The sequence below is a fragment of the Pseudomonas sp. PB103 genome, assembly GCF_009764635.1.
Lineage (GTDB): Bacteria > Pseudomonadota > Gammaproteobacteria > Pseudomonadales > Pseudomonadaceae > Aquipseudomonas.
The window spans coordinates 50,926-77,557 of sequence record NZ_RWIL01000060.1; the positions used below are offsets into that span (position 1 = coordinate 50,926).

A 26,632-nucleotide genomic window follows, 5' to 3' on the forward strand; every position below is an offset into this window, starting at 1 on the left:
CCCTGTAGGAACTGCCGCAGGCTGCGATCTTTTGACTTTGTTTTAAAAGACAAGATCAAAAGATCGCAGCCTGCGGCAGCTCCTACAGGAGGTTTGTGCGGTTCTCTTTGCGGGAGATGAGCAGGCTCAACAGGACCGAGCCAAGAATCACCCCACCCACTACCGCCAGCGACCACTCCACCGGCATGTGCAGCCACGGCATCAACACCATCTTGCTGCCGATAAATACCAACACAATCGCCAGCCCATACTTGAGCAAATGAAAGCGCTCAGCCATGTCCGCCAGCAGGAAGTACAGCGCCCGCAGGCCCATGATCGCGAAGATGTTCGAGGTGAAAATGATGAACGGGTCGGTGGTCACAGCGAAGATTGCCGGGATGCTGTCGACCGCAAACATCAAGTCGCTCGCTTCGATCAACACCAACACCAGAAACATCGGCGTCGCCCAACGCACGCCGTTTTGCACAATGAAAAACCGCTCGCCATGAAAGCCGCTGGTAATGCGCAAATGCCCGCGTACCCAGCGCAGCAACGGATTGTTGTCGAGATCCGGTTGTTGCTCGGCGAACACCAGCATCTTGACCCCGGTGATGATCAGGAACACACCGAACGCGTACAGCAGCCATGCGAACTGCGACACCAGCCACACGCCGGCGAAGATCATCGCCGCGCGCATCACAATCGCCCCGAGCACGCCGTACAGCAGCACCCGTCGCTGCAACTCGGGCGGCACGGCGAAGTAGGTGAAGATCATCACGAAGATGAACATGTTGTCGATCGACAGCGATTGCTCGATCAGGTAACCGGTGAGAAATTCCAGAGTCTTCTGCCGGGCGATATCCGCGCCGAACGTGCCGTTCAGGTACCACCAGAGCAGGGCGGCGAAGCTCAGCGCCAACAAGCACCAGGCAATGACCCAGGACAAGGCTTCGCGCACTGACACCCGGTGCGCCTTGCGTCCACCGAAAACAAACAGGTCCAATGCCAGCATCGCTAGCACAAAGACGATGAAGGCGCCCCACATCCAGGGTTCGCCGATGTTGATGTGAGTGGCTGGCATGTCACGCTCCCTCTCTGTGATTCGATTAGGCTCAGACGAAGCCATGCTAGCGGCGCGTTAGCGGGCAAGAAAAATCGTTTATTTCTGCGGCAGAGTTCGATAAAAACGAAGTGTCGGGCCAACAGGGGCATCCGATTCTTCCTCGATTCCGGGTCGCACTGTTGGTGTCACCCTTACGGAGCGGCATTTTCAGCCATGCAAACCGACATTCTCGAACCTCAAGCCGTGTGTAGCCCGATCACCCGCAGCGCGATTTTTATCGTCGCGACAATCAATGAGGGGGCCGACGCCGCCGAGACCGTGAAAGGCTGGTGCGGTGATGTTGCCGGGCTGGTGCGGTCGGTCGGCAAGCGCGTGCCGTCAGGCAATCTGACCTGTATCTGCGGTTTTTCCTCGAACGCCTGGGATCGCCTGTTCGGCCACCCGCGCCCGGCGTCCCTGCACAGCTTTCGCGAATTCGGTGGAGAAGGGCGCCACGCACCGTCAACTCCGGGCGACCTGCTGTTGCACATCCGTGCCGATCAGATGGACCTGTGCTTTGAACTGGCCACGCAAATCATGGCCGTGCTGGGCGACGCCGTCACCGTGGTCGACGAGGTGCAGGGTTTCCGTTACTTCGACATGCGCAGCATCATCGGTTTTGTCGACGGCACGGAAAACCCGGTCGGGCGCAAAGCGGTCAATTTCACCATCGTCGGTGACGAAGATCCGGACTTCAGCGGTGGCAGCTACGTGCTGGTGCAGAAGTACCTGCACAACATGACTGCCTGGAATTCGCTGAGTGTCGAAGCGCAGGAACGGGTGATCGGTCGCAAGAAACTCTCCGACATCGAACTGGACGACTCGGTTAAACCTTCCAATTCACACAGTGCACTGACGACGATCACCACCGCCGAGGGCGAGGAGGTGAAAATCCTGCGCGACAACATGCCGTTCGGCCGGCCGGGCGCTGGCGAGTTCGGCACATTCTTCATCGGTTACGCGCGCAAGCCTGAACCGATGGAGCAGATGCTGGAGAACATGTTTGTCGGCAATCCGGTGGGCAACTATGACAAGTTGCTCGACTTCAGCACCGCCGTCACCGGCGGCTTGTACTTCGTACCTTCAACCGATCTGCTGGAAGAACTCGCGGAGCGTTGATCAGCGAAAAAACTCCCCCGGCGTTTCGCCAAACTGTTGTCGGAACGCCGCGATAAACGCCGACGTCGAGTCGTATCCGCAGGCCAGCGCAACATCGGTCACGCGTTCGCCTTTCTCCAGCGGCGTCAGCGCCCCGAGCAAGCGCAGGCGTTGACGCCAGGCGCGGAAGGTCAAGCCGGTGTCGCGCAGGAACAGGCGGGTCAGGGTTTTTTCAGTGACGCCGAATTTCTCGCTCCAGTGGCTCAGCGTGGTCTGTTGTTCCGGATGTTGTTCCAGGCTCTGATAGATCTGCCGCAATCGTGGGTCCTGCGGCAGCGGCAGCATCAGATCGATCTGCGGGGCGTCGGCCAGTTGATCGAGGATGACCTGGGCCAGACGTCCATGCGGGCCGCTCTGGTCGTATTCCACCGGAACCTGACTGAACGCGCGGATCAGTTCCCTGAGCAGATCGCTGACGCCGAGCACGTGACAACGCTCGATTGCCCATCCGGCAACGCTGCAATCGATGTACAGACTGCGCATTTCGGTGTGCGGCGAGCTGAACACCCGATGCGGCACACCCGCCGGAATCCACACGGCGCGCTCCGGCGGTGCGACGAAGCGTCCTGCGCTGGTCTGTATTTCCAGTACGCCCTGAATCGCATAAGACAACTGCACCCACGGATGACTATGGCGCCGGGTCAGTGCACGATTGGGCAATGATTCCGTGCGTCCATACAGAGGGCGCGGCAGGCTGGGCAGCCCGGGAATGCTGCGGCGGATGCTTTTGTCATGTCCTTTAGGCGGCATCTCAAGGCTCTTCGGCGTTAGTCGGTAATTTTCAGTCACGTTAGAGTCATCGGCACGCACTGGCAACCCCCGGATAAAAACACCATGACTCGCCCAAGATTTTTGCCCGATAACTTCACCCTGACGCTGATCGGCGTTGTGCTGCTCGCCAGTTTTCTGCCGGCCAGCGGCCAGGTCGCCGTCGGCTTCGGCTGGCTGACCAACGTGGCTATTGCACTGTTGTTTTTCCTGCATGGCGCCAAACTGTCCCGTGAATCGATCATTGCCGGCGCCGGCCACTGGCGCCTGCACTTGCTGGTGTTCGGCCTGACCTTTGTGCTTTTCCCGTTATTGGGCCTGGCGCTGAAACCACTGCTGTCGCCATTGATCGGCGACAAGCTGTATATGGGCATGCTGTATCTGTGCGCACTGCCCGCCACGGTGCAGTCGGCGATTGCTTTCACTTCTTTGGCGCGGGGCAATATTCCGGCGGCGATTTGCAGCGCGGCGGCATCGAGCCTGTTCGGGATCTTCCTCACGCCGTTGCTGGTGACCCTGCTGCTCAACGTCCACGGTGACGGCGGTTCGACGCTTGATGCAATCCTGAAAATCAGCGTGCAATTGCTGCTGCCATTCATTGCCGGGCAGATCGCCCGTCGCTGGATCGGCGCGTGGGTCGGGCGCAACAAGAACTGGCTGAAGTTCGTCGATCAGGGCTCGATTCTGTTGGTGGTCTACGGCGCATTCAGCGAAGCGGTCAACGAAGGCATCTGGCATCAGATCCCGGTGGTCGAACTGCTCGGGCTGGTGGTGGTTTGCTGCATCCTGTTGGCGCTGGTATTGCTGGCATCGACGCTGCTCGGCAAGGCCTTCGGCTTCAGCCAGGAAGACCGCATCACCATCCTGTTCTGCGGTTCGAAAAAGAGCCTGGCCACTGGCGTGCCGATGGCGCAGGTGCTATTTGCCGGCAGCACGATTGGCGTGTTGATTCTGCCGCTGATGCTGTTCCACCAGATTCAACTGATGGTCTGCGCGGTGCTGGCCCAGCGTTACGCAAAGCGGCCGGAATCGGTGCCGGAACTGATGGCCCAAGTCGACCCATAACACACCGTCTACGTGTAGGAGCTGCCGAAGGCTGCGATCTTTTGATCTTGTCTTTAAAAACAAAGTCAAAAGATCGCAGCCTGCGGCAGCTCCTACAGAGTTCCTGCGTACTTCACGGCTGCCGCCCGCGAGGGCACGTTTAACGTGCGCAACAACGAAGACACATGAATGCGCACCGTGAACGGTGAAATATCCAGTTCGCGGGCGATTTCCTTGTTGGTCTTGCCTTGGGCAATCAAGCGCAGCACGTCTTGCTGACGAGGCGTGAGGGCGGCGCCGGTTTCCAGCGGCAGCAGGCCTGACGGTGCGAACTTCACCAGTACTTCACCTTCGCGAATCGCCAGAATCGCCGGACCGATTTCATCCGGGGCAATGTTCTTACCGATGAAACCGTCGATACCGCAGGCCATGACTTCACTGATCAGCGACTCATCATCGACCATCGACACTACGATCAACGTGGTGCGCGGCAGGCGCCGACGCAGTTCGCCGAGCTGGCTCACACAGGTGAGTCCGGGGAAGCGCAGGTCGAGAATCAATGTGTCCGGCTCATCACCCAAAGGCAGCAGCGTCATCACGGCGTCGAGATCGCCGGCTTCGTCGATAACGGCGTCGGGAAACAAATGCTGAACCGTGCGCAGCATCGCCTCGCGAAACAACGGGTGATCGTCGGCTATGATAATTCGGCATGTCATGGCATGACCCTCCCTGGGTCAGGCGTTGCTTAAGGCCTGCACATTAGCACCGAGCGCAAGGGTTGCCTGTAGGTTCCTTTTGATTTTGACGATTGCCGCACAAGGATGTTTAACCATGAAGTTCGAGAAAAACACCGAACTCGACCAGGCCAATCTGCGCATTATCATCGCCAGTATTGCCGTGGTTTACATGCTCATCCTCGGTTTTTTGCCGGGCCAGCGCTTCGATACGTATCTGCCGGTGGTCACCTACATCTTTGTGTTTTTGCTGGCTTCGATCGGCTTGCGTCAGGCGATTGCGCGCTGGCCGGGGCATTACCCGGCGCGGCGGATTTTCGCCATGGTCCACGATTACACCGGCACCTGCTTTGGCCTTGTGGTCGGTGGCGAGGCGGCGTTGCCGCTGTATGCGGTGATCATCTGGGTCAACCTCGGCAATGGTATGCGCTATGGCTCGCGTTATCTGGCGATTGCCACGGCATTGGCGTTGCTGGCGCTGGTGTGTGTTTATCGCCTGACCCCGGTGTGGCAGGCGCAACCGTTCATGGTGTTGATGCTGATCATCACCAGCACGGTGATCCCGTTTTATGCGCACTTGCTGTTGGAGCGTACGCGCAAGGCCTCCGAAGAGGCGGTGGCGGCGAATCTGGAAAAGTCGCGGTTTCTTGCCCAGGCCAGTCATGATTTGCGCCAGCCTATTCACTCTATCGGCCTGTTCACCGCGTGCCTGCGTGAGTCACGATTAGGCGATGAGGAGCGGCGTCTGGTCGACAATATCGACCGTTCATTGCTCAATGTTTCACAGCTGTTTCGCTCGATTCTCGATCTGTACACCCTCGATAACGGTCGCGTCCTGCCGAAACTGCAAAGTGTGAATCTGGGCGAATGGCTGGCGGAGCTGATTCGCCAGAACGCTGAAGCCGCACGTTGGGCCGGCGTTGAGCTGCGCTTGCGACCTTGCCCGTACTGGGTTCAGACCGATCCGGCACTGCTGGCGACCATGGTGCAAAACGTGCTTTCCAACTGCTTCAAATACGGTGCGCATCGGCCGGTTTTGATCGGCGTGCGTCGGCGTGGGGCAGGGCTGGCCATTGTGATTTATGACCAAGGCCACGGAATTGCCGAAGAGCATCTGGCCAAGGTGTTCGAGGAGTTTTATCGGGTGCGGCAAGTGCGTGACAAAGACGTCGAAGGCGTGGGGCTGGGGCTGGCGATCGTCAAGCGTCTGGGAGAGTTGATCGGCGTAAGTGTTGCCCTGCGCTCGCGGCTCGGGCGGGGAACGGCGGTGACCTTGTACGGGTTGCCGATCACCTCACCGCCGCAGTCAGCGGTCAATCGGGATGAGGCGCGTCAGGTCGGTTTGCTGACCGGGCTGAAGGTGTGTCTGGTGGAGGATGATCGCAACGTATTGCTCGCGACTTCGGCGCTGTTGGAGCGTTGGGGCTGTGTAGTTCAAGCTGAACTGAGCGGGCGGGATTTGATGACTGACTGCGACATCATCGTCGCCGATTATGACCTCGGCACCCACGCCACTGGCATCGAATGCATCGACGATGTGCGCAGGCAACGCGGTTGGGCCGTGCCAGCGATGATCATCACCGGACATGACGTCGAAAAAATCCAGGCAGCCCTGCACGACCGTGACATCGCCATTCTGTCCAAACCGGTACGCCCGGCCGAACTGCGCGCGACCTTGCGAGCCCTGCGCGATCGCCAGCCCGAACTCACCGAAAATGCCTTGTAGGTGTCCATGGGTCTGTAGGCGCTGCGGCACGCTGCGATCTTTTGATGTTGATGAGAAGAGCAAGATCAAAAGATCGCAGCCTCGTTGCACTCGACAGCTCCTACAGGGTCAAGCGTCTAGCGTTTGCACAGGTAATCCTGGGTGATGGTGGTCTGCAGGCAGTTGTACTGGCCCATGGTGCGGCAGATGTTTTTCTCGGAGCCGGTGACCTCGGCGTTTTTGTAGCCCCAGGTCTTGCAGCGTTGTGCGGCGACGGTCAGGCCTTGTTCGGCGCTGGTCTGGCCGCTTTCGAATTGGCCCAGTTCATAGGAGACCTGGACGACGCCATCGTTTTTGCTGCCGCCAGTGGCTTCCCATTGTTTTGGCGTGGCGCAGCCAGTGAGGAACAGGGCGCTAAGCGTGAGTGTTGCGATCAGGGATTTCATAGTGTTTCTTCCTTGGTGTTGTTCTGATTTCCAGGCACAACGATCCGCACGCTGCGAACAGGCAACGTCGAGGAGCATCGGGGATGCGGGGAATATAACGCCAGGTGATGAGGCGGTCGATTAGCACAAATGTGCTAGTGCGGTGCTCAACAGGCGGCTCGTGGGAACCGCCCGTTGGGCCAAGGGATGATTACTGAGGGCTGTTGAACTGGTCGGAATAACTGCCTGTCATCAATGCGGAGGCGACCCGATCAGAGCCGACGCCGACCCGCGAATAGGCAACTCGGTTGACACCGGTACGATCAGCGCCATCAGCCGCCAATGCGCCTGCACCGACATGATCGGCACCATCAGAAGCGACTGCGCCCGCACCGACATGGTCAGCCCCGTCGGAAGCGACCGCGCCCGCACCAACATGGTCAGCCCCATCAGAAACCACCGCGCCTGCACCGACATGATCGGCGCCGTCAGAAGCCACCGCGCCTGCACCGACATGATCGGCGCCGTCAGAAGCCACCGCGCCTGCACCGACATGATCGACGCCGTCAGAAGCCACCGCGCCTGCACCGACATGATCGGCGCCGTCAGAAGCCACGGCGCCTGCACCAACATGATCGGCGCCGTCAGAAGCCACCGCGCCTGCACCAACATGATCGGCGCCGTCAGACGCCACCGCGCCTGCACCAACATGATCGGCGCCGTCAGAAGCCACCGCGCCCGCACCGACATGATCGGCCCCATCGGACGCCAACGCCTGCGGCTGCGCCGCCCAGACATTGGGCACCACAACGGTCGCCACGACCGCCAGAAGCACGCCTGACAACAGCTTGTGTTTCATAGTTTTCTCCATGACCCGTCAGCCACAACGCGATGAGGCATCGTTCGTCGCTTATTCGTTGGCGCTGCGACTCATTGGCTTGGGTCAGTCTGGTGGGCGAAAGGCACGGGCACACCGTCTGGCGTGCGGGTGTCGACATAATCATGATCGAACTGGTTGAGTATAGATCGCGCTAGCGAGGCGGCGTGGCGGGGGGATCGACGGGCGTTAGGCGCTTCTCTTCCTGTACCGGTCAGACACAGTTGAAATCAATCTAAAAACGACGAAGCGGTTCGGCGAGCCTTTGCTAGTCTCAAAGATGTAGGCGAAGACGCAGACTGATGCGCAATCGGATAGCAAGGGGGCGTGGGGCGCGCTCCGAAAGGTACACGGTTAGAAAGATCTCCGCGCTGAGATCCAGCCCTTATGCCGTGTGAAGCAGCCGAGGCCGTACCTTTTCAATTTGGCCCGGTACTGTGGGAAGCCCGATAAACCTTGTAAGCCAGAGACCAGCACTGGCCGCCTGCTCGAACACCAAAGCCCGCTTCGTGCGGGCTTTGTCGTTCTTGCCCGGTCAGATCGATTGCAGCGCCTGCGCCAGATCAGCGCGCAGGTCTTCGACGTCCTCGACGCCCACCGACAGACGCACCAGACCATCGCCAATCCCCAGCTTCGCGCGGGTATCCGCTGGAATGGTCGCATGAGTCATGATCGCCGGATGCTCGATCAGGCTTTCCACGCCACCGAGACTTTCCGCCAGGGCGAAGATCTTCACGTTCTCAAGGAAGCGCCGCGCGCCCGCCAGATCACTGTTCAGATCGACGGAAATCATCCCGCCAAAACCACGCATCTGGCGCTTCGCCAACTCATGCTGCGGGTGTGACTCAAGGCCCGGATAGTAGACGCGTTTGATCTGCGGCTGTTGCTCCAGCCACCGCGCCAGATCCAGTGCGTTGCTGCAATGGCGTTCCATGCGCAGCGCCAGGGTTTTCACCCCGCGCAGGGTCAGAAACGCATCGAACGGCCCGGCAATCGCACCGACCGCGTTCTGCAGAAAGCCCAGCTTCTCGGCCAGTTCTTCGTTCTGGCCGACCACGGCAATGCCGCCGATCACATCGGAGTGACCGTTCAAGTATTTGGTGGTCGAGTGCAGCACGATATCGAAACCCAACTCCAGCGGACGCTGGATATAAGGGCTGGCGAAGGTGTTGTCGGCTACGCAAATGATCCCGCGAGCGCGGCAGATACGGGCGATCGCGGCCAGATCCGAGAGGCTCAGCAGCGGGTTGGTCGGGGTCTCGACCATGACCATGCGCGTGTCGTCCTGCAACGACGCTTCGAACGCCGACAGATCGGCCAGATCGACAAAGCTGAAACGGTGCCCGGCACTGCGCTGACGGACCTTGTCGAACAGGCGGAAGGTGCCGCCATACAAGTCGTTGCCAGAGACAATGTGCGAGCCGGCATCGAGCAGTTCCAGCACTGTGGAAATGGTCGCCAGACCGGAGGCGAAGGCGAACGCGCGAGTGCCGCCTTCAAGGTCGGCGACGCAGCGCTCCAGGGCAAAGCGCGTCGGGTTGTGCGAGCGCCCGTAATCGAAACCCTTGTGTACGCCAGGGCTGTCTTGCAGGTAGGTTGAGTTGGCGTAGATCGGCGGCATCAGCGCGCCGGTGGTCGGGTCCGGCGTTTGCCCGGCGTGGATCACCCGGGTCGCGAAGCCTTGGGATTTGTCGTCGTGCTGACTCATGCGAGGGATCTCCGTAATTGGTTGAGCATGTCGGTGCGGGTGATCAGGCCATGGAAGCCCGATGCATCGGCAATGATGGCGACGAGACCACGGCTGAGTACCGATTCCAGCTCGGACAGGCTGGCGCCGGGTGCAAGGGTTTGTAGCTTGTCGGTCATCACGCTGGAGACCGATTGGCTGAAGCGAGCGGCGTCTTCATGCACTGGCAGGAGGATGTCCGATTCATCGATCACGCCGACCAGTTGCTTGCCTTCCACCAGCACCGGCAATTGCGAGACATCCGCCAGGCGCATGCGCTGGAACGCGGTCAGCAGGGTGTCGTCAGGGCCGACACTGATCACCCGGCCGTCTTCGAAACGGCGGGCGATCAGGTCGCGCAGATCACCGTAGCCCTTACGCTGCAACAGGCCTTGATCGGTCATCCATTGGTCGTTGTAGACCTTCGACAGATAACGCGTACCGGTGTCGCAGACAAAACTCACCACGCGTTTCGGCTCGGTCTGTTCGCGGCAATAGCGCAGCGCCGCAGCGAGCAGGGTGCCGGTCGACGAGCCGCCGAGAATGCCTTCGGCCTTGAGCAACTGGCGGGCGTGGTCGAAGCTTTCTTCATCGCTGATCGAGTAGGCGTGGCGCACGCTGGAGAGGTCGGTGATCGACGGAATGAAGTCTTCGCCAATGCCTTCCACCGCCCATGAACCGGGCGTCGGCATTGTGCCGTCACGGCTGTATTGGGCCATGACCGAACCGACCGGGTCAGCCAGGACCATTTCCAGATCCGGCTGCACGCGTTTGAAGAAACGGCTCAGGCCCGTCAGCGTGCCGGCCGAACCGACACCGACGACGATGGCATCCAGATCATGTTCGGTCTGCGCCCAGATTTCCGGCGCGGTGCTGCATTCGTGGGCCAGCGGGTTGGCCGGGTTGTTGAACTGGTCGGCGAAGAATGCGCCGGGAATGTCCTTGGCCAGACGCGCGGCGACGTCCTGGTAATACTCGGGATGACCCTTGCCGACGTCGGAGCGGGTGATGTGTACTTCGGCGCCCATGGCCTTCAGGTGCAGGACTTTTTCGGTGGACATTTTGTCCGGCACCACCAGCACCACACGATAGCCTTTGGCGCGACCAACCAGTGCCAGGCCCAGGCCAGTGTTACCGGCAGTGGCTTCAACAATGGTGCCACCGGGTTGCAGACGACCATCACGCTCGGCAGCGTCGATCATCGCCAGACCGATGCGGTCCTTGATCGAACCCCCGGGGTTCTGCGATTCAAGTTTGAGAAACAGCGTGCACGGCCCGGTATCGAAGCGGGTGACTTGCACCAGCGGAGTATTGCCGATCAGCCCAAGTACGGCAGGGCGTGATTCCTTTGACATTTCTTCACCTCTTAGTGGTGTTGATCGCGTTCCAATCGCGGGGAAAAGACTCGCGTGCAACATAGGCTCAGACATCCTCTGTCGCAACCTTTAGTCGGTCGCAAATACAGCCATTTCGATCTAACGATAGATCGAAATCAAAGACCTGCCGGGGTGCTTTTGGGGGCGTTTATACGGAGGCGTCATCGAGTTTTCAAAGGGCGTCTTCATGGCGACGAACAGCTTGAATTGCCGAGAAATTTCCTGCTGCAAAAACCGCTCAACCGTCGTCCGCGATTTCAACTTTGCAGTGTTTTCAGGTGACAGGCTGCGATTAGTTGATCATGAGGGAAACTCGCGATGATCAAGATTAAAATGAGTTTGTCTCACTAGGCGCTGCTGCCGACAATGGCCGCCATCAACAAGACATTGGAGTTGTTTGTTATGGCACTGGCCCATTCCCTTGGATTTCCGCGCATCGGTCGCGACCGCGAACTGAAAAAAGCGCAAGAGGCGTTCTGGAAAGGAGAACTGAACGAGGCAGGCCTGCGTGACGTCGGTCGCGAGCTGCGCAAGGCCCATTGGGACTTGCAGAAAAACGCCGGCATCGAGTTGCTGCCGGTCGGCGATTTCGCCTGGTACGACCAGGTGCTGACGCACTCGCTGATGTTCGGCGTGATCCCTGAGCGCTTTCGTCCGCACGACGGCAAAGCCAACCTGCACACCCTGTTCGGCATGGCCCGAGGTGTCAGCGACAGCTGCTGCGGCGGTGCGCACGCCCAGGAAATGACCAAGTGGTTCGACACCAACTATCACTACCTGGTCCCCGAGTTCAGCGCGGATCAACAGTTCCAGTTGGGCTGGGAGCAGTTGTTCGAAGAAGTCGAAGAAGCGCGCGCACTGGGCCATAACGTCAAACCGGTGATCATCGGCCCGCTGACTTACCTGTGGCTGGGCAAGGCCAAAGGCGCGGAGTTCGACAAACTCGAATTGCTTGATCGCCTGCTGCCGCTATACGGGCAGATCTTCTCGCGTCTCGCGGCCCAAGGCGTCGAGTGGGTGCAGATCGATGAGCCGATTCTGGTGCTCGACCTGCCGCAGGAATGGAAGAACGCTTTCGAGCGTGCCTACAACCAGATCCAGCGCGATCCGCTGAAGAAACTGCTGGCGACGTACTTCGGGGGCCTGGAAGAAAACCTCGGCCTGGCCGCCAACCTGCCGGTCGACGGTTTGCACATCGATCTGGTGCGCGCACCGGAGCAATACCCGACCATTCTTGATCGCTTGCCGGCTTATAAAGTGTTGTCCCTGGGCGTGGTCAACGGCCGTAACGTCTGGCGCTGCGATCTGGAAAATGCCCTGGCGACTTTGCAGCATGCGCACGAGCGTCTGGGCGATCGCCTGTGGGTCGCGCCGTCCTGCTCGCTGCTGCACAGCCCGGTGGATCTGGGCCGTGAAGACAAGCTCGATGCCGAGCTGAAAAGCTGGCTGGCCTTTGCCGTACAGAAGTGCGAAGAAGTGGCGGTGCTGGCTCAAGCCGTCAACCAACCGGAAGCGCCGAAAGTGCTGCGTGCCCTGACCGAAAGCCGTTCGGTGCAGGCCGCCCGCGCGGCGTCGCCACGTATTCACAAGCCTGCGGTTCAGGCTCGGGTGGCGGCAATCACCGCCAAGGACAGCCAGCGTCAATCGCTGTTCGCCAAGCGCATTGCCAAGCAGCGTGCCGGTCTTGATCTGCCGCTGTTCCCGACCACAACCATCGGTTCGTTCCCGCAAACGGCGTCGATCCGTCTTGCCCGCCAGTCGTTCAAGCAGGGCAAGCTGACCCTTTCCGAATACACCGAAGCGATGCACAGCGAAATCCGCCACGCGGTGGAAATCCAGGAGCGTCTGGGCCTCGATGTGCTGGTGCACGGTGAAGCCGAACGCAACGACATGGTCGAATACTTCGCCGAGCAACTCGACGGCTACGTGTTCACCCGTTTCGGCTGGGTGCAAAGCTACGGTTCGCGTTGTGTGAAACCGGCAGTGATCTTTGGCGACTTGAGCCGTCCGAAAGCCATGACCGTCGAGTGGATCCGCTACGCCCAGGGCCTGACCGACAAGGTCATGAAAGGCATGCTGACCGGTCCGGTGACCATGCTGATGTGGTCGTTCCCGCGTGAAGACGTCAGCCGTGAAGTGCAGGCCCGGCAACTGGCGCTGGCAATCCGTGACGAAGTGGTCGATCTGGAAGCCGCCGGCATCAAGATCGTGCAGATTGACGAAGCGGCGTTCCGTGAAGGCCTGCCGTTGCGTCAGGCGCAGTGGCAGCCTTATCTGGATTGGGCGACAGAAGTATTCCGCTTGTGCGCCTCGGGTGTGCGCGACGAAACCCAGATCCACACGCACATGTGCTACAGCGAGTTCAACGACGTGATCGAGTCGATCGCGGCGATGGATGCCGACGTGATCACCATCGAAACCTCACGTTCGGACATGGAACTGCTGGACGCCTTCGAAGCCTTCGCTTACCCGAACGACATCGGCCCAGGCGTCTACGACATCCACTCGCCACGCATTCCGGACGCTTCGGAAATGGCTAATCTGCTGCGCAAGGCGGCCAAGCGTATTCCGGCAGAACGCCTGTGGGTCAACCCGGACTGCGGCCTGAAAACCCGCGGCTGGCCGGAAACAGAAGCGGCGCTGGTGCACATGGTCACCGCCGCCCGCCAACTGCGCAAAGAACTGGCCTGACACGAATAAACACACCCCTGTAGGAGCTGCCGCAGGCTGCGATCTTTTGATGTTGGCTGTTAGAAAACAGGATCAAAGGATCGCAGCCTGCGGCAGCTCCTACAGGTAGACGGATGGCTGGCATCACCAAGAGGCTGTTGCTACTGTGGCCAACCGCAGTTCAGGTGTTTGCAGTTACATGAGTCATCAACCGATTATTCAGGCAGTGTCTGAAGCAGACATCGCCGAGGTGCTGGATTTTGTTCTCAAGGCCCGCGCCGAGCTTTTCCCGAAGCTGAGCGCGACCGGCATGCCCGACGATCTGGCGCGTTTTGCCGAGGTTTATCTGCATGGGGCAGGGCGCTTTCTGATTGCTCGGCAGGCGGGGCAAATCGTCGCGTCCATCGGCTATCTCCCTTACGACCGACGCTTTTCGCACCTTGCCTATCCCGACCGCAACGTGGTGGAGGTCGTGCGTCTGTTCGTCCTGCCTGCGCAGCGCCGTTCAGGGCTGGCCGGCGCACTGTATCGATCACTCAAGGATCTGGCACTCGCCAACGCAGTAGACGTGATTTACCTGCACACCCATCCGTTTCTGCCGGGCGCCATCGCGTTCTGGCAGCGGCAGGGTTTCGAGATCATTGATGTCGACGCTGACCCGGTGTGGCAGACCACACACATGCACGCCGTCATGCGTGAAAACGTAGAATCTGCGCCCCGTCAAACGGGTCCGTCAGGTAATGCGCTCTGACCCCGAATGTTTCCTGCAACCGCTGCGGAGTCAGCACCTCCAGCGGTTCGCCCAACGCCACCAGCCGCCCGCGCTCCAGCACCGCCAGACGATCGCATTTCAACGCCTGATTCAGATCATGCAGGGCGATCAACGTGGTCACCGGCAATGCCTGCACCACGTTGAGAATGGTCAGTTGGTGCTGAATGTCGAGATGATTGGCCGGCTCATCCAGCAATAGAATTTGCGGTCGCTGCGCCAATGCCCGAGCGATGTGTACCCGTTGTCGCTCACCGCCCGACAGGCTGCGCCAGAGACGATTGCACAGGTGCGTCGCGTCAACGTCGGTCAGCGCCTGTTGGACGATGGCATCGTCTGCCGCCGACCACGGTTGCAGCGCCGACAGCCACGGCGTGCGCCCCAACGCTACAGCGTCGAACACGCGAATGCCGTCGTCGGTGTCAGCCTGTTGCTCGACCACCGCAAGTTTCTGCGCAATGCTGCGGCGGGGCATTTTGCCCAGACGCTGACCGTCGAGCAGTACCTCGCCAGCGCTCGGTTCGCGCAACCCGGCCAACAGTTTCAACAGGGTCGATTTGCCCGAACCGTTGGGCCCGACGATACCGAGGGTCTCGCCGCGCTCGACCGCAAGGCTGACATCGTTGAGCAGCTCGGCACCGCGCACCTTGAAGGTCAACCCGGAACAACTCAGAACGCTGCTCATCGAGCAGACCTGCGTGCGACCAGAATCAACGCGAACACCGGCGCACCGACCAGCGCGGTAATCACGCCGACCGGAATCACCTGCCCCTTGATCAAGGTGCGCGACAACACGTCGGCGGCGATCAAGAACACCGCGCCCCCCAACGCACTGGCCGGCAACAGCCGAGCATGCCCGGTGCCGAGCAGCAGACGTGCGGCATGCGGAATCACCAGCCCGACAAAGCCGATCGAGCCGACAATCGAGACCATCACCGCTGTCACCAGCGCCGCACAGCCGATCAGCAGAATCTGCACCCGGCGCACCGGAATGCCGAGGGACGCCGCCGAGTCTGCGCCAAAGGTAAACGCATCCAGCGCGCGACGATGCCACAGGCACACCACCAGACCGGCGAATGCCACCGGCACTGCCAGCCACACCGACGGCCAACGCACGCCGCCGAGATTGCCGAGCAACCAGAACATGATGCCGCGCGCCTGTTCCGAGCTGGCTGAGCGGGTAATCAGAAACGCGGTCAGTGCATTGAACAGCTGCGAGCCGGCGATGCCCGCGAGAATGATTTGTCCGGTGCCACTGGCCGAGCCGCTGACCCGCGCCAGCACAATCACCAGCACGAACGCCGTCACCGCCCCGGCAAACGCGCCCGCCGACAGCGAAACCACCCCGGCGCCGACGCCGAGCAATGCGACCATCACCGCGCCGGTCGAGGCGCCGGCGGAAATGCCCAGCAGATACGGATCGGCCAACGGGTTGCGCAACAGCGACTGCAAAATCACCCCGCATGTCGCCAACCCGGCACCACAGGCCGCGGCGACCAGTGCGCGGGTCAATCGATAGTTCCAGACAATGCCTTCGTCGATGGGGTCGAGCGCATAGCCGGCGCCCCACAGTTTGTTGGCGAGGACTTGCAACACCACACCCGGTTCAATCGAGGTTTCACCGATGGCCACGCCGGCGACCACTGCAATCAACAGTGTCACCAAGGCCAGCAGCGTGCGGATCAGGCTTGCACTCATTGCGACAGGTCATAGCCGTTGATGGCCGTGGCCAGTTGTTCCAGGCCATCGAACATGCGCAGGCTGGCCTGCATGGCCATGGCGTCGAGAACGATGATGCGGTTGTGTTTCACCGCGTCCATGTTGCGCGTCACCGGGTCGCTGCGCAGGAAGGCGAGTTTCTTTTCATGGTCGTCAGCGGGGAAGCGTCGGCGGTCCATGCGGGCAATGACGAGGAAGGTCGGGTTGGCCTTGGCGATGGTTTCCCAGCCAACCGTTGGCCACTCTTCATCGGATTGCACCACGTTGCGCACGCCGAGGGTGCTGAGCATGAAATCGGGAATGCCTTTGTGTCCGGCCACGAACGGCTCGATGTCCATCTGTGCGCTGGAGAACCAGACCAGCGCGCTGGCGTCCTTCAGCTGTTTGCCCTGGGCGGTGGCAATCGAGCGGGCGAGACTGGCCTTGAGTGCGTCGTTGAGCTGCTGGCCACGCTCCTGCACATCGAAGATTTGCGCCAGTTGGCTGACGCTCTTGTAGATCGTGTCGATGCGAAACGGGGCCAGGCGCGTGCCGTCGGCGCCGACGAGGTTGTCCTTGGCTTCGCAATCGGAGGGCAACAGGTATGTCGGAATCTTCAGTTCATGAAACTGTTCGCGAGTGCCGACCGCGCCTTGCGGGCCGACCATCCATTCCAGCTCCACGGCGACCAGTTCCGGACGCTTGCCGATCACCGATTCAAAACTCGGCTCGTTATCGGCCAGGCGCTCGATCTGGTCGTTCTGCGCCTTGTACTTGGCCAGCACGTTGTTGAACCACAGCGAAGTGCCGACGATTTTGTCGCCCAGACCCAGGGCGTAAAGCATTTCCGTGCCGGCCTGGCCGATGGTCACCGTGCGCGTCGGGGCGTGTTGGAAGGTGAGGGTGCTGCCGCAGTTTTCCACCGTCAGCGGGTATGCGGTCGGTGCCGCGTGGGCCAGGGTGCAAAGGCTCAGGCCAGTGATGAAGGTGGCAACGCGGGGCAGCAGCATGAGGCAGTCTCCGGGGAATCCGTACGCGGAGCGGGAGAGTACGGATTGGAAACACACCATCGAACGCGGTCAGGGCAACAGCGCAAGGCCGGTCATCCATTGAAGATGCGCGCGGCACGATGTCCTTCCCGGACACCCCGCCGGTTAGTGAGTCACTGTGCCGGCAGGTCTCCTGACTGATGCGTCATCGCCTGGCTCCGGCCTTCCCGGGATTCACCCAGTGGCAGTCGTGGAGCAGGCTCGGCACCTACAGTTGCGGGGGCAGTTCCGGTCAGTGCTGTGCGAGCATCTCGGATTCCCTCTTAGTCCCCTTCGGGAACCGGCGGCGGCATGGTAGTCGATCGAGCCGCTGAAGGGGAGACGAATCTGCCGCAGCGAGGATTAGTGTTGGCTCATCAAACCGTGCAACACGCCCAAACGCAGGCCCGGTTCGGAGGGCAGCATTTGCGCGATGCCAAACACTTTGAACGCCGCCAGCATCAACACCAGTCCACCGGGGAGAATGCTTTGGCGGTGCGGTTGCAGGCCGGCGAGTTGCAGTTGCTGGACGTTGTTCACTTTCAGCAGCAGCAGCGACAGGCGCAGCAGTCCGCCGTAGGTGATGCCGTCCTGACCCAAATCGTTGAGGCGGTTGGCCTTGAGCACTTTGGCCAGCATGCGCGCGGTGCCGGACGAACCGATGGTCTGCTGCCAGCCCTGAGCACGATAGCGCCGGGCAACTTTTTCAAACTGCAGGATGGCGAAGCGCTCGGCTTCCTGCAGCGCGCCGGCGGACACATCGCCGCCGCGAAAGAAACGCGTGCTCAAGGTGCCGCTGCCGATGGCGATACTCTCGGTCAGCAACGGCTGTGAACCCTGGCCGAGGATCAGCTCGGTGGAACCGCCGCCGATGTCGACCACCAGGCGCAGGTCTTCGGCGCTCGGCAAGGCGTGAGTCACGCCGGCGTAGACCAGGCGCGCCTCTTCATGGCCGCAAATGACGTCGATCGGGAAGCCCAGATGCCGTTCGGCACTGGCCAGAAACAGCTGCGCATTGTCCGCTTCACGCACCGCACTGGTCGCCACCGCGCGCACCCGACCGGCCTCGAAACCGCGCAGTTTTTTGCCGAACCGCGCCAATGCCTGCCAGCCGCGATCCAGCGCCAACGCATCCAGCGCACCACCGTCAAAACCTTCGGCAAGACGCACCGGTTCGCGCAGGGTTTTCACTTCCTGAATCAGGAAGCCTTTGCGACTGCGCACCGACTGGCCGATCATCAGGCGAAAGGCATTCGAACCCAAGTCGATGGCAGCGAACAGCGGGGCGTGTTCTTTCATGGGAATCCTTGCAAAACAACCGTCGCGCGGCGCAGGACGGTTTGCGAGGATTCTGCCGTGATCTTGATGACGGCCTGATGACGGGGCAGGGGCGGTTCAGTGAATTTACGGCTGTCATGACACTGTCATTATTCAGCGTCTATGCTTGGCTCAATACATCGCGTGTTCTTGAAGTTTCTGCTGCCATTCGTGGCAGCTTTTTTTTGCCTGTGATTTGAGCGAAGCAAACCATTGATCGTTCCCACGCTCTGCGTGGGAATGCCTCTAGGGACGCTCCGCGTCCAGTGACGCGGAGCGTCAAGGGCTGCATTCCCACGCGGGAGCGTGGGAACGATCAGGGGTAAGGGGAATGCGTCAGCAGGACTGTGGGGTTTCGCCGCGCGCCAGGCGTGCGTTGATGTCTTCAATGACCTCAGGCAGTTCGGCGATGGTGTCGATCAGGTAATGCGGGCGCGAAGGCGCGAACATCTTGCCGATGCGCTCACGTTCTTCCGCCAGACGATCTGACGGCAGCGCCTTGAACTGTTCGTAAGTCAGCCCCAGCGCGTTGCCGGAACACGTCAACGCCACCGTCCACATCCCCGCGCTACGCCCTTCGAGAATCCCCGGCCAAGTGTCATCAACCTTGACGCACGCGGCCACATCATCGATGCCCAAGGCAATCACGTTGGCCAACGATTGCGCTGGATACGGCCGGCCATTCGGCACTTCATCGGTGGCCACCACATGGTCAGCGACGTAACCATTGTCCCGCGCCAGTTCGACAACCTTGGCCATCACCACCGCCGGATACCCTGAGCACGAACCAATCTTCAAGCCCTTGCCGCGCAACGCCGCAATTGCTTCGAGCGCACCGGGAATGACCGCCGAATGCAGGGCGATTTTCTCGATCTGCAACGGCATGAAGCGTTCGTAGATCGCGGTCACATCGTCGTCACTCGGCAAACGATCAAACGCGGCGCGATAACGCTCGGCAATCTGCGGCAGGTTGCACAACGTGCGGATGTGATCCCACTTGCCCATGCCCATCGGGCCGCGCGCTTCTTCCAGCGATACCGCGACGCCGAACTCGGCAAAGGCCTCGACGAATATCTGCGTTGGCGCAAACGAGCCGAAGTCGACAACGGTACCGGCCCAGTCAAGGATCGCGGCTTGCAGGTGAGTCGGGTTTTTGTACTGCATGGTCAAATCTCCGTTTTCGGGTAAGCGTGGGCCGTCCCTCGGTAATGAGGTAGGCGGTTTCAAGGGTCAATGCTGATCAGGTCAGCGGTGGATTCGAATCAAACAGTTCGGCAATCACCGGACGGTTGCGGCGGATGCCGAGGCAGCACAGGTGGTATTCGATGAAAAACGGGTGATCGACAAAGGTGATCGGCGTGGTGCCCGGGGTTTCGGCGTACTCGACCGCCGAGACAAAACCGATGCCGATGCCTTTGACGATCGCGTGCACGATGGCTTCGCGGCTGTTGAGTTGCATGACGCGGTTGAGGTCGATATCGAGGCGCTTGCAGCTTTCTTCGACCAGTTGCCGGGTGCGCGCACTTTGTTCGCGCATCACCCATTTCTCGCGGCTGATTTCGCTGATGTGAACCTGCGACTGGCTGGCCCACGGATGGTCATCGCGCACCACGGCAATGATCGGATAGCGGTGATACAGAAGCGTGTGAAAGCGCTCATCGAATTCCGACAACGCCAGAATCGCCACGTCGATATCGAAGTTAAACAACCGCGCGAGGGTTTCCTTTTCCGAGGAAAACGAGGTTTCCAGTTCGATGTCCGGGTGCCGCTGCATCAGCTCGTAGGTCAGGTTCATCGCGATTGGCGGCGATACCGCGCCGAGCCGCAGCATGCCGTTCTTGCGTTGCTTGAAACTCTGCAGCAGTTGCACCGCTTCATCTTCCTGGCCGAACAAACCTTGAGTGATTGCGTAAAGCTTGTGCCCGGCGGAACTCATCTCGATGTAGCGCCCGCGCCGATGAAACAGCTCGACCGAAAAGGTTTTCTCCAGCGCGTTGACCTGCTCGCTGACGGTCGGCTGACCGACGCTGAGGTATTCCGCCGCCAGGGTGAAGCTGCCGGTTTTGGCCACCGCATGAAACGAACGCAACCACTTGTGATACTGGTACATGCAAGCCCCATCAGCGTCGGATGAACAATGCCACTGCCGCGCTGCACAGGCAGGCGCTGGTGACCACTATGAAGATGAGAGACGTGTTTGCCGTGGTGTCAAGCAAACGACCAATCATGGGCTCGGCCAGGCCGGCGAACAGGTAGGACGAAAAGTTCATGATTCCGGTCGCCGTACCGGCGCGTTTGGCACCGACCAGATCCGGACACAGCGCCCAGAAACTCGACGCCGGGCCGTAGACGAAGAAGCCGCAAAGGAACAACGCGACCAGGCCGATCACGCTGTGCGGCGGCAGGCTCCACATCCACAGACTCGTCGCGGCGCCGAGGAACATGTAGAGCATGATCGCCAGATAGCGTTTGGAGCCGAACAGCTTGTCCGACACCCAGCCATTGCTCAACGCCCCGACCGCCATGCCGACGGGGAGGGCGACGGTGATCCATTTCGGATCGATCATGCCGTCACCGCTTTTCCAGTCGGCGCCGAGAAAGTGCACCGGCACCCAGACGATCAAGCCGTAGCGCGCCGCGTTCTGAAAGCCCAGTGACAGCGCGGCGATCAGCAGGCGCGGATTCTTCAGCACGGCTTTATAGCGTTGCGCCGAGGTCTCGACTTCGCCATGCGCGGCTTCCTGATGTTTGTCGTCAGCGTTGGCCACGCCGGTATCGCCTACCGGTTCGAAGCCCAGATCCTGCGGGCGTTCGCGGGCAACCAGATAGAAAATGATCCCGCCGGCGAGCATCAGCAGTACCGGTAAACGGAAGATCCAGCGCCATTCCAGTTGCAGCACTTCAAGCACGACGATGGAGGTGACGTACGACAGAATCGACGCGCAACCGGCGGCGAAGGTGTAGAAGCCATAGACCTTGCCGCGCTCGCCGGCCGCCCACCAATTGGCAATCAGCCGCCCGCCAGGCGCCCAGCCCAAGGCCTGAAAGTAGCCGTTGACGCCCCACGGCAGGATCAGACTGGTGAAACCGCCGGCAAAACTGGTCACCCAGTTTGCCGCGCAGGACAGCACCGCACCGAGAGTCATGATGCGCCGCCCACCGAACTTATCGGCGAGGTTGCCGTTGATCGCCTGGCCAATGGCGTAGGCCCAGAGCATCGCCGCAGAAGCCCAGCCAAGGGTTTCCTTGCTCAAACCGAACTCGGCCTGAATCCCCGGAATGGCAAAACCGAAGGTCTGCCGACCGGTGTAGAAAAACAGGTAACAGAACATCGCCGCCAGCAGCATGCGCCACTGCGCGACCCGGAATGAGGCAGAACGTACGGCGAGACCAGGCATGGTTTGGGCACGATTCATGATCTTTTCCTTATTGTTGTGGGTTCCCGCCGTTTGTCGTCGGCGGGTGCACTCTTTTTCGGTGCGGCAGGAAATCACCACGGCTATGAGCCGCAGGCGGTGCTTGGGTTAATCGGGTGGCGTCGGGCGTCAGGCAGCTTGCGAACCGATGAAGTTCTTGCCGCGCGCGCCCTGCATCGCGAGGTGGATGATGTCTTCGGCGTCCTTGGCCGAGACGCCGTAATCGGCGAACTCGGTCTTCACCCCTAGGTGGTGGAGGAACTCGCGCAATTGCTGTTGCGCGGTGAGCAGATCCTCGCCGAAAACTCGTTGCAGGATGCGGTCACGGGTCGCGTCGTGACCCCAGGCCAGACCGAGCACCAGCGGCAAGGTGAAAGAGCAGGCGATGCCGTGGGGCAAGCCGTGGCGCAGTGTCATCTCGTAGGAAATCGAATGCGCCAGCGCGGTTTTGGTGTTGGAAAACGCCAGCCCGGCCTTGAGCGCGGCGAGTGCCATGCGCGTGCGCAACTCTTGGCTCGACAGATCTTTGTGCAAACGCGGCAGGCATTCGAGAATGTCTTCGATCGCAGAAATGGCGAAGGTGTCAGAGACCGGATTGGCGTTAACGTTCCAGATCGCTTCCAGCGCGTGGGACAGCGCATCAAGCCCGGTGGACACGGTGACGCTGGCCGGCACGGTGAGCATCAGTTGCGGATCGATGATCGCCACGCGCGGCCAGGTGCAGTCGAGGTGCAGCGAATATTTCTTCTGGCTGGCGCTGTCCCAGATCGTCGCCCATGGCGTGACTTCGCTGCCGGTGCCGGCGGTGGTCGGTGCGGCGATCAGCTGTTTGCAACGCGCCGGAGTGAACGGCTTGCCGGTCGCCAGCAGCGTCAACAACTCATCGAAATGCCCGGACTCGGTGCCGACGATCAGCGCTTTGGCGGTATCGATGGCGCTGCCGCCACCGACCGCGAGCACCACATCGCAAGCGCCGGCCTGCTGCCAGAACTGCTCATAAGTACTGCGCAAATGGGCGACGTCCGGGTTGGGCTGAACGTCTTCGAACACGTAGACCAGACGCTCGCCGAGCAAGGCTTGCAGGCGATCAACCAACCCCAGCCCACGGGCCTCGGGAAAAGTGACGAGGGCCACGGTTTGCTGCTCGGTGATGGCGGCGAGGTCTTGCAGGCTGCCCCAGCCGAAGCGGGTATCGACGGGGTTCTGAAAACGGGCAGTCATGGCGGATCCTTATTGTTGTTGTCGTATGGCCACATACTCGGTGGCGGCCGACAACGGCACAAATCGATAAATCGCAGGTTTGAATCGGCTCAACCGATAGCGGCTCGACGTCAGTGCGCCGACCCGCCCTGGATTGCCGCGCGAAGGCGACTGGAGAGGGTGTCGGCGACGATCACCATGAAGGTGATGACGATGATGCACGTCGCGGTTTCCGGGTATTTGAACAACTTCAGGCTGCTCACCAGTTCGAAACCCAGTCCGCCGGCGCCGACCATGCCCAGCACCGTGGCCGAACGCAGATTGACTTCGAAGCGGTACAAAATCACCGCAATCCACGCCGTGATCACCTGCGGCAAAACGCCAAACACGATCACTTGCAACGGTCGTGCACCGGTGGCTTGCAGCGCTTCAATCGGGCCTTGATCGATCTCTTCGATGCTCTCGGCGAAGAACTTGCCGAGCATGCCCAGACCATGCAGCGCCAGCGCCAACACACCGGGGAACGGGCCGAGGCCCACGGCCGAGACGAAGATCAGCGCGAGGATCAGTTCGTTGATGCTGCGGGTGAAATTCAGCGCCTGACGCGTGATGTGAAACACCCAGCGATTGCGGCTCAGATTGCGCGCGGCGAGAAACGACAGCGGAATCGCCAGCAACACGCCGAGCAGGGTGCCCCAAATGGCGATCTGCAAAGTCTCCACCGCTGGCGCGACCAGACGCGGCAGGATGCTCAGATCCGGCGGAAAGGTGCGCGAAAGAAAGTCACCAATCTGCGGCAACCCCGCTGCCAGTTCACCGAGGCTGAGCTGCGCACCTTGCGCGCTCCAGTTCAGCGTCCACAGCACGATCAGGACGATGCCGGCGGTGGTCAGCCAACCGCGTTTGCCACGGGGCCGCTCGCCGACCCACTGATAGTTTGGCGATTGCATGCTCAGGCCCTCGAGGCGGTGCGGTAGGACAGGGTGGGCGCCGGGACGTCAGCGGAGTGTTCTGCCGATTGCCCCGGATAGATTCGCGCCAGATCGGCGTCGGTCATGCTCGACGCTTTGCCATCGAACACCAGACTGCCGTGAGCGAGGCCAACCACGCGGTCGCCGAACTCGCGGGCATATTCGACTTGATGCAGATTGCACAGCACGGTGATGCCCAGCTCGCGGGTGGCATCGCGCAGGTACTGCAACACCAGTCGCGCGGTTTTCGGGTCGAGGCTGGCGATCGGTTCATCGGCCAGAATTACCTGCGGTCGTTGCGCCAAGGCGCGGGCTATGCCGACGCGTTGCTTCTGCCCGCCAGACAATGAATCGGTGCGCTCACCGGCCTTGTGCGCCAGTTCGACGCGCTCCAGGCATTGCATCGCCAGCGCCACATCGTCACGGCGGAACAGTTGCAGAATCGAGGCGAGGGTGCCGACGGAACCAAGGCGACCGGTCAGCACATTCTTCAATACGCTCAGGCGCGGCACGACGTTGTGGTGCTGAAAAATCATCGCCACTTCTCGGCGTAAAACGCTGTTGTCCGGGCAGGCGAGGGCATCAATGCCCGCCACGTTCAGCGTGCCGCTGTCGGCCTGCGCCAAACGATTGATGCAACGCAGCAAGGTCGATTTGCCGGCGCCGGATTGACCGAGCACCACGACGAATTCGCCCGCAGCGACGTCAAGGTCGATGCCGCGCAACACCGGGTTGCTGCCGTAGTGTTTGCTCAGTTGGCGGATGCTGATCATTTCATGCTCCGCAAATCGAGATCGAGCACCTTGGCGGTTTCGCGCACCACATCGTAAGAGGCGTCGGTGGTCGGCTGGAAACCATTGAGCACGCCCTGATCACCCCACGGCACGTCCTTGATCGAAGCCAGTGCGTCGGCGACTTTTTTCTTCAATTCCGGATCGAGCGCCTTGCGCCAGACCATCGGCGATTCGGGAATCGGCTTGGAACTCCAGACGATGTCGAAGTCATCCTGCTTGACCACGCCTTTGGCCACGGCGCTGGCGAAGATGCGGTCAGCCACGGCGGCGGCGTCGACTTTCTTGTTCTCGACCGCGAGGATACTGGCGTCGTGGGAACCGGAGAAAATCACCCGTTTGAACAGCGTGTCCGGGGCGAACCCTGCCTGCTCAAGTCCTGCTTTCGGGAACAGATGACCGGATGCCGAACTTGGGTCGACGAAGGCGAATGTATGGCCCTTGAGGTCGGCCAGCGAATGAATGCCGCTGTCCTTGCGTGCCAGAATCACGCTTTTGTATGCGCTCTGGCCGGTCTTCTTGGTCACCGCCACGGAGAATGCTTCGACATCGGCCACCGAGGTCGCCAGCACGTAGGAGAAAGGCCCGAGGTAGGCAACGTCGAGTTTGCCCGAGCGCAGCGCTTCGATGATGCCGTTGTAATCGGTGGCCACGAACGGCACCACTGGCATGCCGATTTTGGCTTGCAGATCGTCGAGCACTTGTTTGCTCGATTCGATCATCGCCTGGGAGTCTTCCGAAGGGATCAGGCCAATGGTCAGTTTGTCCTTGGCCCAGACCTGGCTGGCACTCAGGGCAAGTACGGCAAGGCTGGCGGCACGCAGAAACTGGTTAATTGTTTTCATGGCATTCCACGGGGTGGTTGGGAGTTGCCACAGGCTAGGTCTGTCACGTGACAGTCATTCAATCAATTCAATATGCGAAACCGCAGCTAACTATTGATGGAGTCTATGGATGTCGAGCGCCAAATTGCGGGCCTTTCTCGCCGTCGCCCGCCACGGCAGTTTCAGTGCCGGGGCGCGGGCGTCAGGCTTGAGCCAACCGACCCTGACCACTCAGGTGCAGGCCTTGGAACGTCAGCACAATGTTGAGCTTTTCCACCGGCGTGGGCGGCGGATCGAGTTGTCGGATGTGGGTCGGCAACTGCTGCCTATCGCTCAGCGCATCGCCCTGCTGGAACTGGAAGCGCATAACCTGCTGCGTGATTCCGGGCGGCTCGACAGCGGCCAGCTCAAGGTCGGTGCGGTGGGGCCGTTTCATGTGATCGAGATGGTCGACAGTTATTTGCAACAGCATCCGAATATCGACGTGTCGATCCGCGTGGGTAACTCGGCGCAGGTGTTGTCGGATCTGGAAAACTATGTGACCGATATCGCGGTGTTGGCCGGGCGTCAGGATGATCCGGCGTTGTGTTCGGTGCGTTATGCGCGGCACGCGATCATCCTTTTTGCGCACTATGAGCATCCGCTGGCCAATCGCGGCAGCGTGCGTCTGGAGGAATTGGAAGGGCAGCGGCTGCTGCAACGCGAACCCGGTTCGACCACGCGGCTGGTGCTGGAGCAGGCACTGAATGCGGCGCAGGTAAAACCGCGCATCGCCATGGAAATCGGCAGTCGCGAGGCACTGCGTGAAGCGGTGGTGCGCGGGTTGGGCTTGGGGGTGGTGTCGGAAGCGGAGTACATTGCCGACCCGAAAATCCGCACGATCAGAATCGAAGGCGAAGAGCTGTTTACGGAAACGTATTTGTATTGTCTGGCTGAGCGCCGTTCGAGTCGGCTCATTTCGTCGTTCTTTGATGCGGCGATTGGCTGAAGATTTGCAATCTTCGGCGAGGCTTGGCTAATATACGTTCCATATACACATCGTATCGGATTCATA

General features: G+C 60.6%; 25 protein-coding genes and 1 riboswitch. Of the genes, 7 read left to right on the plus strand and 18 right to left on the minus strand.

Translation table 11 applies throughout. The annotated features are described in order from the left end of the window. Positions 1-82 precede the first annotated feature (82 nt). Positions 83-1,060, minus strand: a complete 978-nt coding sequence (locus tag EJA70_RS11970; protein WP_158830892.1) for a TerC family protein — start codon at positions 1,058-1,060, stop codon at positions 83-85. 195 nt (positions 1,061-1,255) lie between these two features. On the opposite strand from EJA70_RS11970, the gene EJA70_RS11975 reads away from it, so the two are divergent. Beyond that, positions 1,256-2,200, plus strand: a complete 945-nt coding sequence (locus EJA70_RS11975; RefSeq protein WP_158830893.1) for a Dyp-type peroxidase — start codon at positions 1,256-1,258, stop codon at positions 2,198-2,200. On the opposite strand, the gene EJA70_RS11980 is transcribed toward EJA70_RS11975, so the two are convergent. Then, positions 2,201-2,989, minus strand: a complete 789-nt coding sequence (locus tag EJA70_RS11980) for a helix-turn-helix domain-containing protein (RefSeq protein ID WP_158830894.1) — start codon at positions 2,987-2,989, stop codon at positions 2,201-2,203. Positions 2,990-3,073: 84 nt separating this feature from the next. Here EJA70_RS11980 and EJA70_RS11985 point away from each other — a divergent pair, with 84 nt between their 5' ends. Beyond that, positions 3,074-4,072 (plus strand): bile acid:sodium symporter family protein, encoded by a 999-nt coding sequence (locus tag EJA70_RS11985; protein ID WP_158830895.1) that lies wholly within the window; start codon positions 3,074-3,076, stop codon positions 4,070-4,072. Positions 4,073-4,164: 92 nt separating this feature from the next. Here EJA70_RS11985 and EJA70_RS11990 read toward each other — a convergent pair whose 3' ends face one another. Next, positions 4,165-4,767: a response regulator transcription factor gene (locus EJA70_RS11990; RefSeq protein WP_158830896.1), complete on the minus strand. Its 603-nt coding sequence runs from the start codon at positions 4,765-4,767 to the stop codon at positions 4,165-4,167. A gap of 115 nt (positions 4,768-4,882) precedes the next feature. Between EJA70_RS11990 and EJA70_RS11995 the strand changes: the two genes are divergently transcribed. Beyond that, a complete protein-coding gene (locus EJA70_RS11995; RefSeq protein ID WP_158830897.1) occupies positions 4,883-6,511 on the plus strand; it encodes a hybrid sensor histidine kinase/response regulator in 1,629 nt (542 codons plus the stop codon). Positions 6,512-6,627: 116 nt separating this feature from the next. On the opposite strand, the gene yecR is transcribed toward EJA70_RS11995, so the two are convergent. The 4 genes from yecR to EJA70_RS12015 form a co-directional block, all read right to left on the minus strand. Next, on the minus strand, positions 6,628-6,936 hold the full coding sequence (gene yecR / locus EJA70_RS12000) for a YecR family lipoprotein (RefSeq protein ID WP_008082757.1): 309 nt from the start codon (positions 6,934-6,936) through the stop codon (positions 6,628-6,630). Positions 6,937-7,126: 190 nt separating this feature from the next. Then, on the minus strand, positions 7,127-7,774 hold the full coding sequence (locus EJA70_RS12005; protein ID WP_256677670.1) for a phage infection protein: 648 nt from the start codon (positions 7,772-7,774) through the stop codon (positions 7,127-7,129). Positions 7,775-8,327: 553 nt separating this feature from the next. After that, positions 8,328-9,500 carry a cystathionine gamma-synthase gene (locus EJA70_RS12010; RefSeq protein WP_158830898.1) on the minus strand — a complete coding sequence of 391 codons (1,173 nt, stop codon included), beginning with the start codon at positions 9,498-9,500 and terminating at the stop codon, positions 8,328-8,330. Beyond that, a complete protein-coding gene (locus tag EJA70_RS12015) occupies positions 9,497-10,873 on the minus strand; it encodes a pyridoxal-phosphate dependent enzyme (RefSeq protein WP_008085127.1) in 1,377 nt (458 codons plus the stop codon). Before EJA70_RS12015 ends, EJA70_RS12010 begins: the two co-directional genes overlap by 4 nt. 423 nt (positions 10,874-11,296) lie before the next feature. On the opposite strand from EJA70_RS12015, the gene metE reads away from it, so the two are divergent. Further along, entirely contained in the window at positions 11,297-13,585 is a 2,289-nt protein-coding gene (gene metE / locus EJA70_RS12020; protein ID WP_158830899.1) for a 5-methyltetrahydropteroyltriglutamate--homocysteine S-methyltransferase, read from the plus strand. A gap of 178 nt (positions 13,586-13,763) precedes the next feature. Next, entirely contained in the window at positions 13,764-14,315 is a 552-nt protein-coding gene (locus EJA70_RS12025) for a GNAT family N-acetyltransferase (protein ID WP_158830900.1), read from the plus strand. Here the strand turns inward: EJA70_RS12025 and EJA70_RS12030 are convergent. The 4 genes from EJA70_RS12030 to EJA70_RS12045 form a co-directional block, all read right to left on the minus strand. Then, the gene (locus EJA70_RS12030) at positions 14,254-15,018 is read right to left on the minus strand and encodes an ABC transporter ATP-binding protein (protein ID WP_158830901.1); all 765 of its coding nucleotides are present in this window, start codon (positions 15,016-15,018) and stop codon (positions 14,254-14,256) included. The two genes, EJA70_RS12025 and EJA70_RS12030, sit on opposite strands and share 62 nt — an antisense overlap. After that, positions 15,015-16,019 carry an iron ABC transporter permease gene (locus tag EJA70_RS12035; RefSeq protein WP_178116849.1) on the minus strand — a complete coding sequence of 335 codons (1,005 nt, stop codon included), beginning with the start codon at positions 16,017-16,019 and terminating at the stop codon, positions 15,015-15,017. The genes EJA70_RS12030 and EJA70_RS12035 overlap by 4 nt, the downstream gene beginning before the upstream one ends. A gap of 8 nt (positions 16,020-16,027) precedes the next feature. Continuing rightward, the gene (locus tag EJA70_RS12040; protein ID WP_158830903.1) at positions 16,028-17,041 is read right to left on the minus strand and encodes an ABC transporter substrate-binding protein; all 1,014 of its coding nucleotides are present in this window, start codon (positions 17,039-17,041) and stop codon (positions 16,028-16,030) included. 144 nt (positions 17,042-17,185) lie between these two features. Next, positions 17,186-17,380, minus strand: a riboswitch (cobalamin riboswitch). A gap of 42 nt (positions 17,381-17,422) precedes the next feature. Further along, positions 17,423-18,358: a Ppx/GppA family phosphatase gene (locus tag EJA70_RS12045; protein ID WP_158830904.1), complete on the minus strand. Its 936-nt coding sequence runs from the start codon at positions 18,356-18,358 to the stop codon at positions 17,423-17,425. A gap of 8 nt (positions 18,359-18,366) precedes the next feature. Here EJA70_RS12045 and EJA70_RS12050 point away from each other — a divergent pair, with 8 nt between their 5' ends. Beyond that, entirely contained in the window at positions 18,367-18,576 is a 210-nt protein-coding gene (locus EJA70_RS12050; RefSeq protein WP_158830905.1) for a hypothetical protein, read from the plus strand. Positions 18,577-18,712: 136 nt separating this feature from the next. On the opposite strand, the gene phnX is transcribed toward EJA70_RS12050, so the two are convergent. The 7 genes from phnX to phnD all read right to left on the minus strand — a co-directional run bounded on the left by phnX (position 18,713) and on the right by phnD (position 25,599). Further along, complete coding sequence (phnX, locus tag EJA70_RS12055) at positions 18,713-19,540, minus strand: phosphonoacetaldehyde hydrolase (protein ID WP_158830906.1); 828 nt, start codon at positions 19,538-19,540, stop codon at positions 18,713-18,715. Between the two features lie 76 nt (positions 19,541-19,616). Continuing rightward, on the minus strand, positions 19,617-20,486 hold the full coding sequence (locus EJA70_RS12060; protein WP_158830907.1) for a LysR substrate-binding domain-containing protein: 870 nt from the start codon (positions 20,484-20,486) through the stop codon (positions 19,617-19,619). 10 nt (positions 20,487-20,496) lie between these two features. Continuing rightward, a complete protein-coding gene (locus EJA70_RS12065; RefSeq protein WP_158830908.1) occupies positions 20,497-21,792 on the minus strand; it encodes an MFS transporter in 1,296 nt (431 codons plus the stop codon). 129 nt (positions 21,793-21,921) lie between these two features. Further along, positions 21,922-23,013: an iron-containing alcohol dehydrogenase PsrA gene (psrA, locus tag EJA70_RS12070; protein WP_158830909.1), complete on the minus strand. Its 1,092-nt coding sequence runs from the start codon at positions 23,011-23,013 to the stop codon at positions 21,922-21,924. A 110-nt stretch (positions 23,014-23,123) separates the two neighbouring features. Next, a complete protein-coding gene (gene phnE, locus EJA70_RS12075) occupies positions 23,124-23,942 on the minus strand; it encodes a phosphonate ABC transporter, permease protein PhnE (RefSeq protein ID WP_158830910.1) in 819 nt (272 codons plus the stop codon). A 2-nt stretch (positions 23,943-23,944) separates the two neighbouring features. Next, positions 23,945-24,736, minus strand: coding sequence for a phosphonate ABC transporter ATP-binding protein (phnC, locus tag EJA70_RS12080; RefSeq protein WP_158830911.1), 792 nt, complete (start codon positions 24,734-24,736; stop codon positions 23,945-23,947). Then, positions 24,733-25,599, minus strand: a complete 867-nt coding sequence (phnD, locus tag EJA70_RS12085; RefSeq protein ID WP_158830912.1) for a phosphonate ABC transporter substrate-binding protein — start codon at positions 25,597-25,599, stop codon at positions 24,733-24,735. The genes phnC and phnD overlap by 4 nt, the downstream gene beginning before the upstream one ends. A gap of 109 nt (positions 25,600-25,708) precedes the next feature. Here phnD and EJA70_RS12090 point away from each other — a divergent pair, with 109 nt between their 5' ends. After that, positions 25,709-26,566: a LysR substrate-binding domain-containing protein gene (locus tag EJA70_RS12090; protein WP_158830913.1), complete on the plus strand. Its 858-nt coding sequence runs from the start codon at positions 25,709-25,711 to the stop codon at positions 26,564-26,566. Positions 26,567-26,632 lie beyond the last annotated feature (66 nt).

Excerpts from the sequence above, each read along its gene's own strand:
- EJA70_RS11970 (WP_158830892.1), bottom strand. The coding sequence starts at position 1,060 with ATGCCAGCCACTCACATCAACATCGGCGAACCCTGGATGTGGGGCGCC.
- EJA70_RS11975 (WP_158830893.1), top strand. The coding sequence starts at position 1,256 with ATGCAAACCGACATTCTCGAACCTCAAGCCGTGTGTAGCCCGATCACC.
- EJA70_RS11980 (WP_158830894.1), bottom strand. The coding sequence starts at position 2,989 with ATGCCGCCTAAAGGACATGACAAAAGCATCCGCCGCAGCATTCCCGGG.
- EJA70_RS11985 (WP_158830895.1), top strand. The coding sequence starts at position 3,074 with ATGACTCGCCCAAGATTTTTGCCCGATAACTTCACCCTGACGCTGATC.
- EJA70_RS11990 (WP_158830896.1), bottom strand. The coding sequence starts at position 4,767 with ATGACATGCCGAATTATCATAGCCGACGATCACCCGTTGTTTCGCGAG.
- EJA70_RS11995 (WP_158830897.1), top strand. The coding sequence starts at position 4,883 with ATGAAGTTCGAGAAAAACACCGAACTCGACCAGGCCAATCTGCGCATT.
- yecR (WP_008082757.1), bottom strand. The coding sequence starts at position 6,936 with ATGAAATCCCTGATCGCAACACTCACGCTTAGCGCCCTGTTCCTCACT.
- EJA70_RS12005 (WP_256677670.1), bottom strand. The coding sequence starts at position 7,774 with ATGAAACACAAGCTGTTGTCAGGCGTGCTTCTGGCGGTCGTGGCGACC.
- EJA70_RS12010 (WP_158830898.1), bottom strand. The coding sequence starts at position 9,500 with ATGAGTCAGCACGACGACAAATCCCAAGGCTTCGCGACCCGGGTGATC.
- EJA70_RS12015 (WP_008085127.1), bottom strand. The coding sequence starts at position 10,873 with ATGTCAAAGGAATCACGCCCTGCCGTACTTGGGCTGATCGGCAATACT.
- metE (WP_158830899.1), top strand. The coding sequence starts at position 11,297 with ATGGCACTGGCCCATTCCCTTGGATTTCCGCGCATCGGTCGCGACCGC.
- EJA70_RS12025 (WP_158830900.1), top strand. The coding sequence starts at position 13,764 with ATGAGTCATCAACCGATTATTCAGGCAGTGTCTGAAGCAGACATCGCC.
- EJA70_RS12030 (WP_158830901.1), bottom strand. The coding sequence starts at position 15,018 with ATGAGCAGCGTTCTGAGTTGTTCCGGGTTGACCTTCAAGGTGCGCGGT.
- EJA70_RS12040 (WP_158830903.1), bottom strand. The coding sequence starts at position 17,041 with ATGCTGCTGCCCCGCGTTGCCACCTTCATCACTGGCCTGAGCCTTTGC.
- EJA70_RS12045 (WP_158830904.1), bottom strand. The coding sequence starts at position 18,358 with ATGAAAGAACACGCCCCGCTGTTCGCTGCCATCGACTTGGGTTCGAAT.
- phnX (WP_158830906.1), bottom strand. The coding sequence starts at position 19,540 with ATGCAGTACAAAAACCCGACTCACCTGCAAGCCGCGATCCTTGACTGG.
- EJA70_RS12060 (WP_158830907.1), bottom strand. The coding sequence starts at position 20,486 with ATGTACCAGTATCACAAGTGGTTGCGTTCGTTTCATGCGGTGGCCAAA.
- EJA70_RS12065 (WP_158830908.1), bottom strand. The coding sequence starts at position 21,792 with ATGAATCGTGCCCAAACCATGCCTGGTCTCGCCGTACGTTCTGCCTCA.
- psrA (WP_158830909.1), bottom strand. The coding sequence starts at position 23,013 with ATGACTGCCCGTTTTCAGAACCCCGTCGATACCCGCTTCGGCTGGGGC.
- phnE (WP_158830910.1), bottom strand. The coding sequence starts at position 23,942 with ATGCAATCGCCAAACTATCAGTGGGTCGGCGAGCGGCCCCGTGGCAAA.
- phnC (WP_158830911.1), bottom strand. The coding sequence starts at position 24,736 with ATGATCAGCATCCGCCAACTGAGCAAACACTACGGCAGCAACCCGGTG.
- phnD (WP_158830912.1), bottom strand. The coding sequence starts at position 25,599 with ATGAAAACAATTAACCAGTTTCTGCGTGCCGCCAGCCTTGCCGTACTT.
- EJA70_RS12090 (WP_158830913.1), top strand. The coding sequence starts at position 25,709 with ATGTCGAGCGCCAAATTGCGGGCCTTTCTCGCCGTCGCCCGCCACGGC.